This is a genomic window from Streptomyces sp. CRN 30 (assembly GCF_034105845.1).
In genome coordinates this window covers 1-17,136 of the sequence record NZ_JAVRHI010000363.1, presented here as the reverse complement: position 1 = coordinate 17,136, position 17,136 = coordinate 1, and the positions used below count along the sequence as shown (strand labels likewise).

Here is a 17,136-nt window from a genome sequence, read left to right as displayed (position 1 = left end):
CGTCGCGGCCGCGGCTCCGTCGCCGCGCTTGGTGATGTTAGCCACATTGTTGAGGTGGAGTCAGCACTCCGGAAGAGACCCGTTCGTGATAAGTCGAACACTTGGCCGGTATCGACCGGTGAACTCCACGGCCCCGCCCGCCGAGGACGGCGTGCGGGGCCGTGGAGTGACTGGTCAGGCGGCTCGGCGACCGGCGCGGTTGACCGCGGACACGACGGCCTTCAGTGAGGCGCGTGTCGTGTTCGCATCGATGCCGATGCCCCACAGGACCTTGTCGTCGATCGCCAGCTCGATGTAGGAGGCGGCCGAGGCCGAGGCACCCTCGCTCATCGTGTGCTCCTGGTAGTCCAGCAGCCGGGCGTCGATGCCCATGCCCTGCAGCGCCTGGAAGAACGCGGAGATCGGGCCGTTCCCGGAGCCGACCAGGGTGGTCTCGACGCCGTCCACCTCGGCCTCGACGGTGAGCGTGTCCACACCGTCGTTGTCGGTGGTGGTCTGGCCCTTCCTGACCTGGACGCGGCCCCACGGGTTGTCCGGGTTCGGCAGGTACTCGTCCTGGAAGACCGCCCAGATGTCCTTCGGCGTGACCTCGCCGCCCTCGGCGTCCGTCTTCGCCTGGATGATCTTCGAGAACTCGATCTGCATCCGGCGCGGCAGGTCCAGCTTGTGGTCGTTCTTCAGGACGTACGCGATACCGCCCTTGCCGGACTGGGAGTTGACGCGGATTACGGCCTCGTAGCTGCGGCCGACGTCCTTGGGGTCGATGGGCAGGTACGGCACGGCCCACTCGATCTCGTCGACCGTGACGTCCTTGGCCTTCGCGTCGGCCTCCATGGCGTCGAAGCCCTTCTTGATGGCGTCCTGGTGGGAGCCGGAGAAGGACGTGTAGACCAGGTCGCCCGCGTACGGGTGGCGCGGGTGGACCTCCATCTGGTTGCAGTACTCGGCGGTGCGGCGGACCTCGTCGATGTCGGAGAAGTCGATCTGCGGGTCGACGCCCTGGGAGAACAGGTTCATGCCCAGGGTGACCAGGTCGACGTTGCCGGTGCGCTCGCCCTGCCCGAACAGGCAGCCCTCGACGCGGTCGGCCCCGGCCATCACGGCCAGCTCGGCGGCGGCGACGGCGGTGCCGCGGTCGTTGTGCGGGTGGGCCGACAGGCAGATGTACTCGCGGCGGGAGAGGTGGCGGCTCATCCACTCGAAACGGTCCGCGTGCGTGGACGGCGTGGAGCGCTCCACGGTGGCCGGCAGATTGAGGATGATCTCGCGGTCCGGGCCGGGCTGGTAGACGTCCATCACCGACTCGCAGACCTCCAGGGCGAAGTCCAGTTCGGTGTCGGTGAAGATCTCGGGGCTGTACTGGTAGCCGAAGTGCGTCTCGGGGCCCAGCAGCTTCTCCGCGTACTCGACCACCAGCCGGGTGCCGTCCATGGCGATCTGCTTGATGTCGTCACGGGAACCGCGGAAGACCACCCGGCGGAAGACCGGCGCGGTGGCGTTGTACAGGTGGACGGTGGCGCGGTGGGCGCCCTTCAGGGAGGCGACGGTCCGCTCGATCAGGTCCTCGCGGGCCTGCGTCAGCACGGAGATCGTGACGTCCTCGGGGATGGCGCCGGGCTCCTCGATGATCGACCGTACGAAGTCGTGGTCGGTCTGGCCGGAGGCGGGGAAGCCGACCTCGATCTCCTTGTAGCCCATCTTGACCAGCAGGTCGAACATCTCGCGCTTGCGCGCGGGCGACATGGGGTCGATCAGGGCCTGGTTGCCGTCGCGCAGGTCGGTGGAGAGCCAGCGCGGGGCCTGGGTGATCCGGCTGTCCGGCCAGGTGCGGTCCGCTATGTCGACCTGGTCGTACGGACGGTACTTGTGGATCGGCATGGAGGTGGGCTGCTGGCGGTTCGCCATGGTGCGTGGGCTCCTCAGGGTGTCCGGCAGGACGGCCGACGGCGCAACGCCAGACTCCGCGGGGAGGGGGTCGGCCTTCGACTACAGGCCCTCGCCGCGGCAGCTAAGGAGAAGCAGCCCGAAACGCATGGTGCTCCGCAGCCTAGCCGAGCCCCGCCCCGCAGGACGGCCCGTTTCAGTATGCGGGATGCCCGTGACATAGGGGGTCAAGAGTGCATCAAGTGACGGAGGGTGCATGCAGGGCGTCCCTTAGCACAGCCCGCGGAAGGCAGACCCACCATTTCCCGGCATTTCACCAATCGAGGTCGCGCGTAGTGACAATCCAGTCACTCAATGCGAATGTGCTGGTCATGAACGGACAACCGGGCTTCGAGCCCGTCTTCTGCACCATCGTTCCGCCCCATGCCCTCGACGCCCTCGCCCGGGCCGAGGACCCCGCGCTCGCCAGAGCGGCCCGCCGCACCCTGGAGCGCGACGCGTACGAGCGGACCCGTCGGCGGCTGACCACCGTCATCGGCGCCCCCGCGCTCGCCCGGGCCGCGGGCGCCCCGCGGAACCAGCCGAACCGCACCGTCTGCGACGCCGGGCACCAGCAGGACCTGCCCGGCCGGAAAGTGCGCGGTGAGGGCGACGAGCCCGGCCAGGACGCCACCGTCAACCGTGCCTACGCCGGGCTCGGCGCCACCTTCGAGCTGTTCCTGCAGGCGTACGCCCGTGACTCGATCAACGGCGACGGTCTTCCCCTGGACGCCACGGTGCACTTCGGCGAGGACTACAACAACGCCTTCTGGAACGGCGAGCAGATGGTGTTCGGCGACGGCGACGGCGAGATCTTCCTCGACTTCACCCTGCCGGTCGACGTCATCGGCCACGAACTCGCGCACGGCGTCACCCAGTACACGGCGAACCTCACCTACTTCGGCCAGCCCGGCGCGCTCAACGAGTCGGTCTCGGACGTCTTCGGCTCGCTCATCAAGCAGTACACACTGGGCCAGACCGCCCAGGAGGCCGACTGGCTGATCGGTGCCGGACTGCTCGCCCCGCGCGTCACCGGCGTGGCCCTGCGCTCCATGAAGGCCCCGGGCACGGCGTACGACGACGACGTGCTCGGCAAGGACCCGCAGCCCGCCACGATGGACGACTACGTGCGCACCGGCCGCGACAACGGCGGCGTGCACATCAACTCCGGCATCCCCAACCACGCCTTCCACCTGGTCGCGACCGCGCTCGGCGGGCACGCCTGGGAGCGGGCCGGACAGATCTGGTACGACGTGCTGACGGGCGGCGAGCTGGGGTCGCAGGCCCTGTTCGCCGACTTCGCCGCGCTGACCGTGTCCGCCGCGCGCGCCCGCTACGGCGAGGGCGAGGAGGTCCAGGCCGTGCTGAAGGCGTGGGAAGGGGTGAAGGTGCGCGTGGCTCAGACGCCGGAGAAGCCGGAAAGACAACGGGCTTCGTAGCCGTGGCGGAGCCGGCGTACTAGACAGGGACCCATGCGTATTCAAGTGAGGCGCACGGGCGGGTTCGCGGGGTTCGAGCGGTACGCCGAGGTGGACACCTCGGGGCGGGCCGACGCCGAGGAGTGGCGGGCCCTGGCCGAGAAGGCGCTCGCCGCCGGCCGGGGCACACCGCCGATAGGGGTCCCGGACGGGTTCAGCTACCAGATCACCGTCGACGGGCGGACCGTGTACGCGGCGGATCCCCGGCTGACGGACGAGCAGCGGAAGCTGATCTCGCGGGTGCTGAAGGAGGGCGCGTGACCGCCGCCGCCGCGAGAGCGGCGGTGCCCGCGTTCCCGCCGGGCTTTCTGTGGGGGGTGTCGACCTCGGCCCATCAGATCGAGGGCGCGGCCGGGGAGCGCGAGCCGTCCGTGTGGGACGCGTTCGCGGCCGCGCCCGGCCGGATCGCGGACGGGTCGACGGCGGAGGTGGCCTGCGACCACTACCACCGCTACCGCGAGGACGTGGCGCTCCTCGCCGGCCTCGGCGTCGACGCGTACCGCTTCTCGGTCTCCTGGCCGCGGGTCGCCTCCCCCGGCGGCCTCGGCTTCTACGACCGTCTGGTCGACGAGCTGTGCGCGGCGGGCGTACGGCCGGTGCCGACCCTCTTCCACTGGGACCTCCCGCTCTCCGTCCAGGAGGCGGGCGGCTGGCTGGACCGGGACACGGCCGGGCGCTTCGCCGAGTACGTCGCCGTCGTCGCGGGGCGGCTCGGCGACCGCGTCGCGAAGTGGATCACCCTCAACGAGCCCGCCGAGCACACCCTGCTCGGCCACGCGCTCGGCACGCACGCGCCGGGCGGTCGGCTGCTGTTCGACGCGCTGCCCGCGGCCCACCACCAGCTGCTCGCGCACGGTCTGGCCGTACGGGCGCTGCGTGCGGCCGGGGCCGCGGACATCGGGATCGCCAACTCCCACAGCCCTGCCCGGCCCGCCTCGCAGGACCCGGCGGACGTGGCGGCGGCCGACTTCTACGACGTGCTGCTGAACCGCCTGTTCGCCGAGCCGGTGCTGCTGGGGCGGTACCCGGAGGGCATCGGCGAGCTGCTGCCGGGCGACGTCGAGGCGGACCTGCGGATCGTCGCCGAACCGGTCGACTGGTACGGGATCAACTACTACGCGCCGTCCAGGGTGGGGGCGCCGCGGGGCACGGAGACCGAGTTCGGCGGTGTCACGTTGCCCGCCGAACTGCCGTTCTCCGTGCGGGAGATAGAGGGACGGCCGGTGACGGACTCCGGCTGGCCGGTGGTGCCCGAGGCCCTGACGGAGCTGCTCACCGGCTTCCGCGACCGCTACGGCGACCGGCTGCCGCCGATCGTGATCACCGAGAACGGCTGTGCGTACGAGGGCGTCGACGACCAGGAGCGGATCGCGTACCTCGCCGGCCACCTCCGCGCCCTGCACCGGGCGGTGGAGGCGGGCGTCGACGTCCGCGGGTACTTCGTGTGGTCGCTGCTGGACAACTTCGAGTGGGCGGAGGGGTACGCGCGCCGCTTCGGCCTCGTCCACGTGGACTTCACGACGCTGGAGCGCACCCCGAAGGCGTCGTACCACTGGCTGCGGGAGGTGCTGCGGGCGCGGGGCGACGGATGAGCGGACCCTTCAGGACCCGGGACCTGCCCCGGTCCCGGGTCCTGCCCCGGTCCCGGTTCCGGTCAGAAACCCAGCCTCCGCAGCTGCTTCGGATCCCGCTGCCAGTCCTTCGCCACCTTGACGTGCAGGTCCAGGAAGACCGGAGTGCCCAGCAGGGCCTCGATCTGCTTGCGGGACTTGATGCCGACGTCCTTCAGGCGCTTGCCCTTGGGGCCGATGATGATGCCCTTCTGGCTGGAGCGCTCGATGTAGACGTTGGCGTGGATGTCGAGGAGTGGCTTGTCCGCGGGGCGGTCCTCGCGCGGGAGCATCTCCTCCACGACCACCGCGATGGAGTGCGGCAGCTCGTCGCGGACACCCTCCAGCGCGGCCTCACGGATCAGCTCCGCCACCATGACCTGCTCGGGCTCGTCGGTGAGGTCGCCCTCGGGGTAGAGCGGCGGGCTCTCGGGCAGCATCGGGATCAGCAGGTCGGCGAGCAGCTCGACCTGCGTGTTCGCGGTCGCGGAGACCGGGACGATCTCCGCCCAGGTGATGCCGAGCTCCTTGCCGAGCTGGTCGATCGCGATCAGCTGCTCGGCCAGCGCCTTGGAGTCGACGAGGTCCGTCTTGGTGACGATGGCGACCTTGGGGGCCTTCTTGATCCCCGCGAGCTCCTTGGCGATGAAACGGTCGCCCGGTCCTATCTTCTGGTCCGCGGGCAGACAGAAGCCGATCACGTCGACCTCGGCCCAGGTGGTGCGCACCACGTCGTTCAGCCGCTCGCCGAGCAGGGTGCGCGGCTTGTGCAGGCCCGGCGTGTCGACCAGGATCAGCTGCGCGTCGGGCCGGTGCACGATCCCGCGCACCGTGTGCCGCGTCGTCTGCGGCCGGTTGGAGGTGATGGCCACCTTCTGCCCGACCAGAGCGTTCGTCAGGGTGGACTTGCCCGCGTTGGGGCGGCCCACGAAGCAGGCGAAGCCGGCCCGGTGGGCGGCCTCGGAGGACCCCGGGGACTCCTTGGACCCCGACGGCTCGGACGGTCCGGATGGCTGGGTACGCACGCTCATGAGCCCATTCTCCCTGATCGTCGGAGCCCCACGGCACGCCGCGCTGCGCGGTGCCGGTCCGCAGGCTCTCAGCCCGCCGTCACCGTCGCCCGGACCGTGCCGTCGAGCCCGGCGACCAGGACCGGCGTGGCGGGGCCGCCGAGGTCCCGTACCGCCGCCAGGTCCTCGGCCGAGGCGGCCTCCGACTCCGTGACCACGGCCGCCGCCTCCAGGGACTTCGCCCCCGACGCCACCGCCATCGCGACCGCCGTGCGCAGCGCGCTCAGCCGCAGCGAGTCGAGGCCGACGGTTCCGGCCACGTACGTACGGCCGGTCTCGTCGCGTACGGCCGCGCCCTCGGGCACGCCGTTGCGGGCCCGGGCCGAACGGGCCAGGGTGACGATCTTGCGGTCCTCGGGGTCGAGCGCGCTGCTGTCGGTCATGTCCCGAAGCATACGTAGGGAGAGCGGGAAGGTCAGGGCCGGTCCAGCCGGAGCCGCTGCGCGCGCGGCAGGCCCGCCACCACCAGGTCGTAGGAGTCCTCCACCAGCTCGCGGACCAGGCGGGCCGGGAGCGCGCCGTCGGCCGTGACGGTGTTCCAGTGGCGCTTGTTCATGTGCCAGCCGGGGACGATCAGGCCGGGGTGCTCCGCACGGAGTCGCAGCGCGTCGTCCGGGTCGCACTTGAGGTTGACCTTCAGGGGCCGCGCGCCCAGGTCCGTCAGGGCGAACAGCTTGCCCAGCACCTTGAAGACCGAGGTCTCCGGGTCGAACGGGAAGTCCTCCACGGCGGCGTCGAAGGACAGGCAGAGGGCGCGCAGCTCCTGGGGGGTCACTCGGCCGCCGGCTCCTCGTCCGCAGGCGGGCCGGCCGGGCCGATCGGCTCCACCAGCACCGTGACGACCTTGTTGCGGCGGCCGGCGGAGGCCTCCGCGGTGAGCCTGAGCTCCCGGCCGTCCGGCAGGGGCACCACCGAGGAGGCGCCGGCGATCGGCACCCGGCCGAGGGCCTTGGCGAGCAGTCCGCCGACCGTCTCGACGTCCTCGTCGTCGTAGGCCTCCACGCCGTACAGGTCGCCGAGGTCGCCGATGTCGAGGCGGGCGGTGACCCGGTAGCGGTCCTCGCCGAGCTCCTCCACGGGCGGCAGCTCACGGTCGTACTCGTCGGTGATCTCACCGACGATCTCCTCGAGGATGTCCTCGATCGTGACGATGCCCGCGGTGCCGCCGTACTCGTCGATGACGACGGCGACGTGGTTGCGCTCCTGCTGCATCTCGCGCAGCAGGTCGCCGGCGTTCTTGGTGTCGGGGACGAAGGCGGCGGGCCGCATCGCCGTCGACACCAGCTCGGACTCCGCGTCACGGCTGATGTGCGTCTTGCGGGCGAGGTCCTTGAGGTAGACGATGCCGACGATGTCGTCCTCGCTGTCCCCGGAGACCGGGATGCGGGAGAAACCGGAGCGCAGCGCGAGGCTCAGCGCCTGGCGGATCGTCTTGTAGCGCTCGATGACGACCAGGTCCGTGCGCGGCACCATCACCTCGCGCACCAGGGTGTCGCCGAGTTCGAACACCGAGTGCACCATGCGGCGCTCCTCGGCCTCGATCAGCGACTCCTTCTCCGCGAAGTCGACCATCGCGCGCAGCTCCGCCTCGGAGGCGAACGGCCCGTGGCGGAAGCCCTTGCCGGGGGTGAGGGCGTTGCCGATGAGGATCAGCAGCGGCGGGATCGGGCCCATGATCCGGGCAAGCGGGACCAGGACGTACGCGGCGGCCGTCGCCGTGTTCAGCGGGTGCTGGCGGCCGATGGTGCGCGGGGACACCCCGACCGCTACGTAACTGACGAGGACCATCACGCCGATCGCGACGGCCAGGGCCTCCCAGGTGGCCTCGAAGGACCGCAGGCAGCCGTAGGTGACGAGGGCGGCCGCCGCCATCTCGCAGGCGACGCGGACCAGCAGCGCCACGTTGAGGTAGCGGGTCGGGTCGGCGGCGACCTGGGCGAGCTTGGCGCTCCCGCGCCGACCGGACCGTACGGCCTCCTCGGCGCGGAAGCTGGAGACGCGCGCGAGGCCCGCCTCCGCGCAGGCGGCGAGCCAGGCGACGACGACCAGGGCGACGGCGCCGACGAGCAGGGAGGCGCTCATGACACGGTGGGAGCCGGGGACGGGCCGGTGAGGCCCTTCTCCGCGCGCCAGCCGTCCACGATGGCGGCCTGCAGACCGAACATCTCGGCCTTCTCGTCGGGCTCCTCGTGGTCGTACCCGAGGAGGTGCAGCACTCCGTGGACGGTGAGGAGCTGGAGCTCCGCGTCCATGGAGTGCCCCGTCGGTGCCTCGGTGCCCTGCTTGGCGGCGACCTCGGGGCAGAGCACGATGTCGCCGAGGAGGCCCTGGGGCGGCTCGTCGTCGTCCTTCGACGGCGGGCGCAGCTCGTCCATCGGGAAGGACATGACGTCCGTCGGACCGGGCAGGTCCATCCACTGGATGTGCAGCTGCTCCATGGCGTCGGCGTCCACGACGATCACCGAGAGCTCGGAGAGCGGGTGGATGCGCATCCGCGTGAGGGCGTAGCGGGCGATGTCGAGGATCGCCTGCTCGTCGACCTCGGTGCCGGACTCGTTGTTGACGTCGATCGACATGGTGCTGCTCGGTCTACTTCCCCTTGGGCGCGGACTTGCCCCGGCCCTTGTGCGTGCCGTTCTGGGTGCCGTGCGTGGTGTCGTACTTCTCGTAGGCGTCGACGATACGGCCCACCAGCTTGTGCCTCACGACGTCCTGGGAGGACAGGCGCGAGAAATGGACGTCCTCGACGCCCTCCAGGATGTCCTGCACCTGCCGCAGGCCGGACTTGGTGCCGGACGGCAGGTCGACCTGCGTCACGTCACCCGTGATCACGATCTTCGAGTCGAAGCCGAGGCGGGTGAGGAACATCTTCATCTGCTCGGGGCTGGTGTTCTGCGCCTCGTCCAGGATGATGAAGGCGTCATTGAGCGTCCTGCCACGCATGTATGCCAGCGGCGCCACCTCGATCGTCCCCGCCGCCATCAGCCGCGGGATCGAGTCGGGGTCGAGCATGTCGTGCAGCGCGTCGTACAGCGGGCGCAGGTAGGGGTCGATCTTCTCGTAGAGGGTGCCGGGGAGGAAGCCCAGGCGCTCTCCCGCCTCCACCGCGGGGCGGGTCAGGATGATGCGGTTGACCTGCTTGGACTGGAGGGCCTGGACGGCCTTCGCCATGGCCAGGTAGGTCTTGCCGGTACCGGCGGGGCCGATGCCGAAGACGATCGTGTGCTTGTCGATGGCGTCGACGTAGCGCTTCTGGTTGAGCGTCTTGGGGCGGATGGTGCGGCCACGCGAGGAGAGGATGTTCTGCGTGAGCACCTCGGCGGGGGTCTCCTGGCCGTCGCCGTCCCCGTTCCCGCTCGCCCTGAGCATGGCGATCGAGCGTTCCACTGCGTCCTCCGTCATCGGCTGTCCGGTGCGGAGCACCAGCATCATCTCGTCGAACAGGCGCTGGACGAGGGCCACCTCGGGGGCGTCGCCCACGGCGCTGATCTCATTGCCCCGGACATGGATGTCGACCGCCGGGAAGGCCTTCTCGATCACACGCAGCAGGCTGTCACCGGAACCCAGCACGGTCACCATGGGGTGTGCGGCCGGAACGGTGAAGTGGGCTCTCGACTGCTTCTGCTGCCTCCGCTGCTGCTGCGCGGAGGTGTGAGCTGTGGGTGTCTGAGTCATGGGCCGGCTCTGTAAGCCTTGCTCGTCCTCCTCGGTACATCTCGCCCGCCCCAGGGGCGGCCTGGCGATTTCCAGGGTACGCCGGGTGGCCGACAACGCCGTAGGACTTTTCGGCGCGGAACCCGGCTCGCACCCGGCGCGCAGCCGGGCACGAGACCTGGCACGGACGCGCCGGGCGTGCCCCGGTGTCGGACCGACCTGCTCAGGCCGACCTGCGGAAGCCGATCGTCGGTACCGCCCGGCGCAACGGCCAGGGGGTCGCCTCCTGTTCCGGCAGCAGGTCCCGGAGGAACGCGTACCGGCGCAGCGCCGCCGGGTCCTGGGCGTCGAGGGACTGCACGCGGCGCCACCAGGCGGCGATCTCCGACCAGCCCGGGGCGGACAGGGACCCGCCGAACTCCTGTACGGAGAGCGCGGCGGTCAGGCCCGCGAAGGCGAGCCGGTCCGCGAGCGGCCAGCCGGCCAGCGTGCCGGCGACGAAGCCCGCCACGAAGACGTCGCCCGCGCCCGTGGGGTCCAGGGCCTCGACCGCGATGGCCGGCACCTCGGCGCTCTCGCCGGTGCGGGCGTCCACCGCGTACGCGCCCTCCGCGCCGAGGGTGACCACGGCGAGGGGCACGTGGTCGGTGAGGGCGTGGGCGGCGGCGCGGGGACAGTCGGCGCCGGTGTAGCGCATCGCCTCCTCGGCGTTGGGGAGGAAGGCCTCGCAGTGCTCCAGGTCGGCGAGGCCCGCGAGGTCCCAGCGCCCGGTGTCGTCCCAGCCGACGTCCGCGAAGATCCGGGTGCCCCGGCTCGCCGCCTGCGCGATCCACGGGGCGCGCACGCCCGGCACCAGGGAGGCGACGGCGGCGCGGGCGTGCGGCGCGCAGTCGGGGGCGGGCTCCTCGGGGGGCGGTTCGTGACCGTGGGAGACCATCGTGCGCTCGCCCTCGTACGCCATGGAGACGGTGACCGGGGAGTGCCAGTCGGGGACGGTGCGGGAGGTGGAGAGGTCGATGCCCTCGCCGTGCTCCAGGGTGTCCCAGCAGTACTCGCCGTAGTGGTCGTCGCCGAAGGCCGCCGCGAGGGACGTGCGCAGGCCGAGCCGGGCCAGCGCGGTCGCCATGTTGGCGACGCCGCCGGGGCTCGACCCCATGCCGCGCGCCCAGGACTCGGTGCCGCGCACCGGGGCTGAATCGAGCCCGGTGAAGATGATGTCCAGGAACACGGTGCCGGTGAGGTAGACGTCCCACGGCGGGTCGTCCGGCGTGCGCAGCGCGGCGAGGGGGTCTCCCCGGCGGCTGAGGTGGCTCGGGTGGAAGCCGGCCGGTGGCCGGCGGTGCGGTCGCTCTCCTTCGGACGCGGTCACGGTGTGCTCCCTGGCCTGGCGTGGTACGGATCAGGCCAGTGTGCACCAAGGGTCCGACAGGAGGCCCGGGATCGGTCGCGGGGCGCTTCGCGGGACGGTCCGGGGGCGCCCGTCCACCGCGGCAAGGGCAACACGGCTACCCGATGACGCACACCCCAAACAAAGTGTGCTCCGGATCACATCTCGCCCGCTTCTTCTTCCAACTGCCCGCTTGATACAAATTGCCCGCGCGCTCCTGTCCGTCGACAGTCGCCCGTCCCCCCTTCCCCCGTGCTCACGTGGCACCTTCGCCTGCTCAGGAACGCCCGTGTCCCCCCGTTCCGCCCTGCCCTGGCCCCTCGTCGCCCTCTTCACGGCCGGGTACCTCGCCTCCTACCTCCTTCCCACCACCGTCGGCCGGCTCGACGCGTCCCTCCCGCTCAGCGCCACCGGGGCGGGAGCCGTCGGCAGCGCGCTGCTGATGGGTTCGGCGGCGGCGGGCTTCCTGCTCGCCTCGCGCGTCGACCGCCTCGGCCCCCGCGCCCTCGCCCGCACCGGTCTCCTCCTCGCCGCCGTCGGCTACGGCGGGGCCGCCCTCACCGACGCCCTGCCGGCCGTCGTCGCCGGGGCGGTGCTCGGCGGCCTCGGCTCCGGCACCGCCACCGCCGTCGCCGCCACGGGCATCGCCGCCCAGCGGGACCCGCACCGGGTCACCACGGTGGGTCTGCTCTGCGTCTCCGCCCTCGCGGGCGCCGTCTACCTCACGGTTCCCCACCTCGGCCCGGGCCACGGCCTGCCGCTCGCCGCTGTCGCGCTGACCGCGCTCGCGGTGTGGCCGGCGACCGGACGGCTCACGGCGTCGAACCCGGCCCACCGGCACGAGCACGCCCCGGGCGGCCGGGCCCGCCTGCCCCGCCCCCGCGCCGGCCTGGTCCTCGCCGCCGCCGTGTTCTGCTGGTCGCTGGCGCAGAACTCCCTGTGGGGGGTCAGCAGCCGCATCGGCCTGGAGCAGGCCGGGCTGTCCGAGGTCACGGTCGGCGTGGTCCTCGCCGCGGCGCTGGGCGGCGGACTGCTCGGTGTCGTCGGCGCGGGCGCGCTCGGCCCGCGCCTCGGCCGGAGCCTCCCCATCGGCGCCGGTACGGCGCTCATCGCCGGGTGCATCGCGGCGAGCGCCGCCGCGTCCGACCTGGTGTCCTTCGCCGCCGGGCAGATCGCCTGGAACACGCTCTACCCGATCGTGCTGTCGTACGTGCTCGCGCTGGGCGCCTCGCTCGACGCGCGCGGCCGCTGGGCGGTCCTGGTGGGTTCCGCCTCCTCGCTCGGCACGGCCTGCGGCCCGCTCACCGGCAGCCTGCTGTCCGCGCAGGCGGGCTACCCGGGGATGGGTCTGGTGCTGGCGGCGGTCCTGCTGGCGGTCGCCGTGCCGATGACGGCCGTGGCGCTGCGCACCCGGACCGTGGAGCGCGGCAGAACCGTCCGGCCGGCGGCCCACCCGGACGCCGCCACCGCCGCCGCGCACTACGAACCGGCGGCCTGACCCGCCGGGCCGGAACCCGCGTCAGTCGAAGACGTACGCCTCCACCTCGGCGAGGTACCTCGCCCGCAGCTCCTCGTCGTCGTCCAGGAAGGACGCGAGGAACGAGTTGCGGGCGAGTGCGCGCAGCCGCTCCGCGTCGAGGCCGAGGGTCTCGCGCACCGCGTCGAAGTTGTCCCCGGCGTAGCCGCCGAAGTACGCCGGGTCGTCGGAGTTGACCGTGCACAGCAGCCCGGCGTCCAGCATCGCGGGCAGCGGGTGGTCGGCCAGGGTGTCGACGGCCCGCAGCCGCACGTTGGACAGCGGGCACAGCGTCAGCGGCACCCGCTCGCTCACCAGCCGCTCCACCAGCGCGGGATCCTCCAGGCACCGCAGCCCGTGGTCGACGCGCTCCACGCCGAGCACGTCCAGGGCCTCGGTGATGTACGCGGGCGGGCCCTCCTCACCGGCGTGGGCGACCCGGCGCAGCCCCAGCGCGGCAGCGGCCCCGTACACCTCGCGGAACTTCGCCGGCGGGTGCCCGACCTCGGCGGAGTCGAGTCCGACACCGGTGATCCGGTCGAGGTACGGCTTCGCGGCCTCCAGCGTCCTAAGCGCCGACTCCGCCGTCTCGTCGCGCAGGAAGCACATGATCAGCCGGGTGGAGACGCCGTGGGTCTCCTCGCTGTGGCCGAGGGCCCGCCACAGTCCCTCCACCACGGTGCCGAGCTCCACCCCGCGCGCGGTGTGGGCCTGCGGGTCGAAGAAGATCTCCGCGTGCCGGACGCCCTGGGCGGCGGCGCGGGCGAGGTAGGCCTCGGCCAGGTCGGCGAAGTCCGCTTCCGTGCGCAGCACGGCCATGAGCTCGTAGTACAGGTTCAGGAAGGACTGCAGGTCCTCGAACCGGTACGCCTCGCGGAGCGCGTCGGTGTCGGCGTACGGCAGCTCGACACCGTTGCGCGCGGCGAGGGCGAAGGCCAGCTCCGGCTCGAGGGTGCCTTCGATATGGAGGTGCAGTTCGGCTTTGGGTACGGGCATCAGAGCATCGTACGGCGCCTGACCCGCCACATCGAAAACAACCAGAGTCCCGCGCGCCGCTTACCGCCGCTTCGGCACCGGCACCCGCAGCAGGTCGTGCGCCACGGTCAGCTCCCCCTCGAACCCGGCCGCCCGGGCCTGCCGCCCGAACTCCCCGGGCTCGGTGTAGCGCTGGCTGAAGTGCGTCAGCACCAGGTGCCGCACGCCCGCGTCCCGCGCCACCCGCGCCGCCTGCCCCGCCGTCAGGTGCCCGTGCTCGACGGCGAGCCGCTCGTCCTCGTCGAGGAACGTGGACTCGATGACGAGCATGTCGCAGCCCTCCGCGAGGGCGTGCACGCCCTCGCACAGCCGGGTGTCCATGACGAACGCGAACCGCTGCCCGCGCCGCACCTCGCTCACGTCGGCCAGCGGGACGCCGTCGAGGACGCCCTCCCGCTGGATCCGCCCGACGTCCGGCCCCTTGATCCCGTGCGCGGCGAGCCGCTCCGGCAGCATGCGCAGCCGGTCCGGCTCGACCAGCCGGTAGCCGTAGGACTCGACGGGGTGGGACAGCCGGTGCGCCTGGAGGGTGTACGCCGGGGTCGCGGCGAGCACTCCCCCGTCCCCGGCGACCGGCGCCTCGGTCAGCTCCACGGTCTCGCGGTACGCGGTGGCGTACCGCAGCCGGTCGAAGAACCGCTGCCCCGAGCGGGGGTAGTGCGCGGTGACCTCGTGCGGGACACGGTCGAGGTTGATGCGCTGGATCACCCCCGCGAGGCCCAGCGAGTGGTCCCCGTGGAAGTGCGTGACGCAGATCCGGTGCAGGTCGTGGGCGGCGGCCCCGGCGCGCAGCATCTGCCGCTGGGTGCCCTCGCCGGGGTCGAACAGGAGGCCCTCGCCGTCCCAGCGGAGCAGGTACCCGTTGTGGTTGCGGTGCCGGGTCGGGACCTGGCTGGCGGTGCCGAGGACCACCAGTTCACGTACGGACACGACTCCCTACCCGGGGGGCCACTCGAGGCCGCGCCCGCCGAGGACGTGGGCGTGGGTGTGGAAGACGGTCTGGCCGGCGTCGCTGCCCGTGTTGAACACGATGCGGTAGCTGTCCAGCTTCTCCTCGTCCGCGACCGCCTGGGTCTCGCGCAGCACGTCCGCCGCGAGCGCGGGGTCGGCGGCGGCGAGCGCGGCCGCGTCCCGGTGATGCGCCTTGGGGATCACCAGGACGTGGGTGGGCGCCTGCGGGTTGATGTCGCGGAACGCCAGCGTCGTGTCGGTCCGGCGGACGATCGTCGCCGGGATCCGCCCCGCCACTATCCCGCAGAACAGGCAGTCGTCCTGCGGCGCGCCGTCACCCTGTGTCGGTGCCATGCGTGTGCCTCCTCACGCCGGTTGATCATTACCCGGGCATCGTAGCGACCACCGCCGTGCCTCACCCGAGCCCCGGCACCGCGGGCGGTGTCCTCGCCGGGGACTCCGTCAGGGCCTCCAGCGCCATCCGGATCGCCTCGTCGAGCTGGACGTCCCGTCCGGCCGCGTGGTCCTGCGGGGTCTGCACGACCTCCACGTCGGGGTCGACGCCGTGGTTCTCCACGCCCCACTCGTACCCCTCCAGCCAGAACGCGTACTTGGGCTGGGTGACGAGCGTGCCGTCGACCAGCCGGTAGCGGCTGTCGATGCCGACGACGCCGCCCCAGGTGCGCGTGCCCACCACGGGGCCGATGCCGAGCGCCTTGATCGCCGCGTTGACGATGTCGCCGTCGGAGCCGGAGAACTCGTTGGCGACGGCGACCACGGGGCCGCGCGGCGCGTCCTCCGGGTAGCTGTACGGGCGCATCCCGCGCGGACTGGCCCAGCCCACGACGCGGCGCGCCAGCTTCTCGATCACCAGCTGGGAGGTGTGGCCGCCGCGGTTCTCCCGGACGTCCACGACCAGGCCTTCGCGGGCCACCTCGACGCGCAGGTCGCGGTGGATCTGGGCCCAGCCGGGGGCCTGCATGTCGGGGACGTGGAGGTAGCCGAGCCGGCCGCCGGACCGCTCGTGGACGTGGGCGCGCCGGCCGGCGACCCAGGCGTGGTAGCGCAGCGGCTCCTCGTCGGCGACGGGCACGACGACCGTGTGCCGCGGGTCGCCGCCGCCCGCGGGCCGGATCGTCAGCTCGACCGGCTTGCCGGCCGTGCCGACGAGCAGCGGTCCGGGTCCGGCGACCGGGTCGACCGGCCGGCCGCCGACCGCGACGACCGCGTCCCCGGCCCGTACGGCGACCCCGGGCGCGGCGAGCGGTGCCTGCGCGTCCGGGTCGGAGGTCTCCGAGGGCAGGATGCGGTCGATGCGCCAGCTGCCGTCCGCGTGGCGGGAGAGGTCCGCGCCGAGCAGGCCCTGCCGGCGGTCGGCCCGGCCGCCCCCGCCGCGCGGGGTGACGTAGGCGTGCGAGGTGCCGAGCTCGCCCTGCACCTCCCACAGCAGGTCGACCAGGTCGTCGTGGGTGGCGACGCGGTCGAGCACCGGCCGGTAGCGGTCCAGGACGGCCGCCCAGTCGGTGCCGCCGAGGTCCGGGCGCCAGAAGTTGTCCCGCATGAGGCGGCCGGTCTCGTCGTACATCTGGCGCCACTCGGCGGCCGGGTCGACGGTCTGCCGCACCCGTGAGAGGTCGACGGTGATGTTGGTGTCGCTGTCCTCGTCGCCCGAGGCGCGCCGGTCGCTGGGCACGACCTTGAGCCGGTCGTCGGTCCAGAGCAGCACCCGCTTGCCGTCGCCGCTGACCGCGAAGTGGTCGGCGTCGGAGGCGAGGTACTCCGCGCGCCGCTGGCCCAGGTCGTACCGCTCCAGCACCGCCCCGGGCTCCGGGTCGTCCGGGGTGGCCCGCGCGTGGCCGAGCACGCCGCGCACCGGGTGCCGCAGCCACAGCACCCCGTCCTTGGCGGCCCGGAGCGTGGAGTAGCGCGCCGCCTCGACGGGGAACGGCACGATCCGGTCGCCGAGCCCCTCCAGGTCGATACGGGTCGCGGGGGCGCCCTCGCTGTCGGGGGTCTCGTCCTTGTCGGGCACGTCGGAGGGGCGGCCGTGGCGCTGTGGCCCGAAGGGCGACGGGGTGGTCGCGGCGAGCGTGATGAGGTGCGGGCGGACCCCGCCCACGAACGCCAGGTCGAACACGTGCTCGTCGTAGACCGGGTCGAAGGAGCGCGCCGACAGGAAGGCCAGGTGCTTGCCGTCGAACGTGAACGCGGGCGCGTAGTCCTGGAAGCGCAGCGGGGTGGCCTCGGTGACCGACAGGTCGGCGGTGTTGGCGAGCTTGAGCTGGCGCAGCGGGGGCGGGCCCGGGTGCGACCAGGCCAGCCAGCCGGAGTCGGGCGAGAAGACCAGCCCGGACACCTCGCCGTCCGCGCTGCGGTCCACCTCCCGCACCTCCCCGCTCTCCCGTTCGACGAGCAGCACGCGCCCGTCGTGGGAGGCGACGGCGGCCCGGCTGCCGTCCGGGGCCATGGCGAGCCCGAGGACGCGTCCCAGGCGCCCCGCGGCGAGCCGGCG

General features: G+C 72.5%; 16 protein-coding genes. 4 read left to right on the top strand and 12 right to left on the bottom strand.

Going from position 1 to position 17,136, the window contains the following annotated elements; genetic code table 11:
- Positions 1–174 precede the first annotated feature (174 nt).
- Positions 175–1,905 carry a 2-isopropylmalate synthase gene (gene leuA, locus UW392_RS38450; RefSeq protein WP_320779882.1) on the bottom strand — a complete coding sequence of 577 codons (1,731 nt, stop codon included), beginning with the start codon at positions 1,903–1,905 and terminating at the stop codon, positions 175–177.
- Positions 1,906–2,255: 350 nt separating this feature from the next.
- Here leuA and UW392_RS38445 point away from each other — a divergent pair, with 350 nt between their 5' ends.
- The 3 genes from UW392_RS38445 to UW392_RS38435 are packed head-to-tail and all read left to right on the top strand — an operon-like array spanning position 2,256 to position 4,993.
- Positions 2,256–3,362, top strand: coding sequence for a M4 family metallopeptidase (locus tag UW392_RS38445; RefSeq protein ID WP_320779881.1), 1,107 nt, complete (start codon positions 2,256–2,258; stop codon positions 3,360–3,362).
- Between the two features lie 33 nt (positions 3,363–3,395).
- Positions 3,396–3,662, top strand: a complete 267-nt coding sequence (locus UW392_RS38440) for a protealysin inhibitor emfourin (RefSeq protein WP_320779880.1) — start codon at positions 3,396–3,398, stop codon at positions 3,660–3,662.
- The gene (locus UW392_RS38435; RefSeq protein ID WP_320779879.1) at positions 3,659–4,993 is read left to right on the top strand and encodes a GH1 family beta-glucosidase; all 1,335 of its coding nucleotides are present in this window, start codon (positions 3,659–3,661) and stop codon (positions 4,991–4,993) included. The genes UW392_RS38440 and UW392_RS38435 overlap by 4 nt, the downstream gene beginning before the upstream one ends.
- Before the next feature lie 62 nt (positions 4,994–5,055).
- Here the strand turns inward: UW392_RS38435 and era are convergent, their stop codons facing one another.
- From era to UW392_RS38400, 7 genes are all read right to left on the bottom strand, one after another.
- Positions 5,056–6,042 (bottom strand): GTPase Era, encoded by a 987-nt coding sequence (era, locus tag UW392_RS38430; protein WP_320779878.1) that lies wholly within the window; start codon positions 6,040–6,042, stop codon positions 5,056–5,058.
- A gap of 68 nt (positions 6,043–6,110) precedes the next feature.
- Positions 6,111–6,464, bottom strand: coding sequence for a cytidine deaminase (locus UW392_RS38425; protein ID WP_320779877.1), 354 nt, complete (start codon positions 6,462–6,464; stop codon positions 6,111–6,113).
- Between the two features lie 32 nt (positions 6,465–6,496).
- A complete protein-coding gene (locus UW392_RS38420) occupies positions 6,497–6,856 on the bottom strand; it encodes an MmcQ/YjbR family DNA-binding protein (protein WP_320779876.1) in 360 nt (119 codons plus the stop codon).
- Entirely contained in the window at positions 6,853–8,163 is a 1,311-nt protein-coding gene (locus UW392_RS38415) for a hemolysin family protein (protein ID WP_320779875.1), read from the bottom strand. The genes UW392_RS38420 and UW392_RS38415 overlap by 4 nt, the downstream gene beginning before the upstream one ends.
- A complete protein-coding gene (gene ybeY / locus UW392_RS38410) occupies positions 8,160–8,657 on the bottom strand; it encodes an rRNA maturation RNase YbeY (protein ID WP_320779874.1) in 498 nt (165 codons plus the stop codon). The genes UW392_RS38415 and ybeY overlap by 4 nt, the downstream gene beginning before the upstream one ends.
- 13 nt (positions 8,658–8,670) lie before the next feature.
- A complete protein-coding gene (locus tag UW392_RS38405) occupies positions 8,671–9,756 on the bottom strand; it encodes a PhoH family protein (RefSeq protein ID WP_320779873.1) in 1,086 nt (361 codons plus the stop codon).
- A gap of 202 nt (positions 9,757–9,958) precedes the next feature.
- Positions 9,959–11,104: a carbohydrate kinase family protein gene (locus UW392_RS38400; protein WP_414496961.1), complete on the bottom strand. Its 1,146-nt coding sequence runs from the start codon at positions 11,102–11,104 to the stop codon at positions 9,959–9,961.
- Between the two features lie 307 nt (positions 11,105–11,411).
- On the opposite strand from UW392_RS38400, the gene UW392_RS38395 reads away from it, so the two are divergent.
- Complete coding sequence (locus UW392_RS38395) at positions 11,412–12,620, top strand: MFS transporter (protein ID WP_320779872.1); 1,209 nt, start codon at positions 11,412–11,414, stop codon at positions 12,618–12,620.
- A gap of 21 nt (positions 12,621–12,641) precedes the next feature.
- On the opposite strand, the gene UW392_RS38390 is transcribed toward UW392_RS38395, so the two are convergent.
- From UW392_RS38390 to UW392_RS38375, 4 genes are all read right to left on the bottom strand, one after another.
- On the bottom strand, positions 12,642–13,634 hold the full coding sequence (locus UW392_RS38390; protein ID WP_320779871.1) for an adenosine deaminase: 993 nt from the start codon (positions 13,632–13,634) through the stop codon (positions 12,642–12,644).
- 60 nt (positions 13,635–13,694) lie between these two features.
- A complete protein-coding gene (locus UW392_RS38385) occupies positions 13,695–14,603 on the bottom strand; it encodes a ribonuclease Z (protein WP_320779870.1) in 909 nt (302 codons plus the stop codon).
- 6 nt (positions 14,604–14,609) lie between these two features.
- Entirely contained in the window at positions 14,610–14,978 is a 369-nt protein-coding gene (locus UW392_RS38380) for an HIT domain-containing protein (protein ID WP_320779869.1), read from the bottom strand.
- A 61-nt stretch (positions 14,979–15,039) separates the two neighbouring features.
- On the bottom strand, positions 15,040–17,136 hold a 2,097-nt coding region (locus UW392_RS38375; RefSeq protein ID WP_320779868.1), incomplete at its 5' end, for a S41 family peptidase.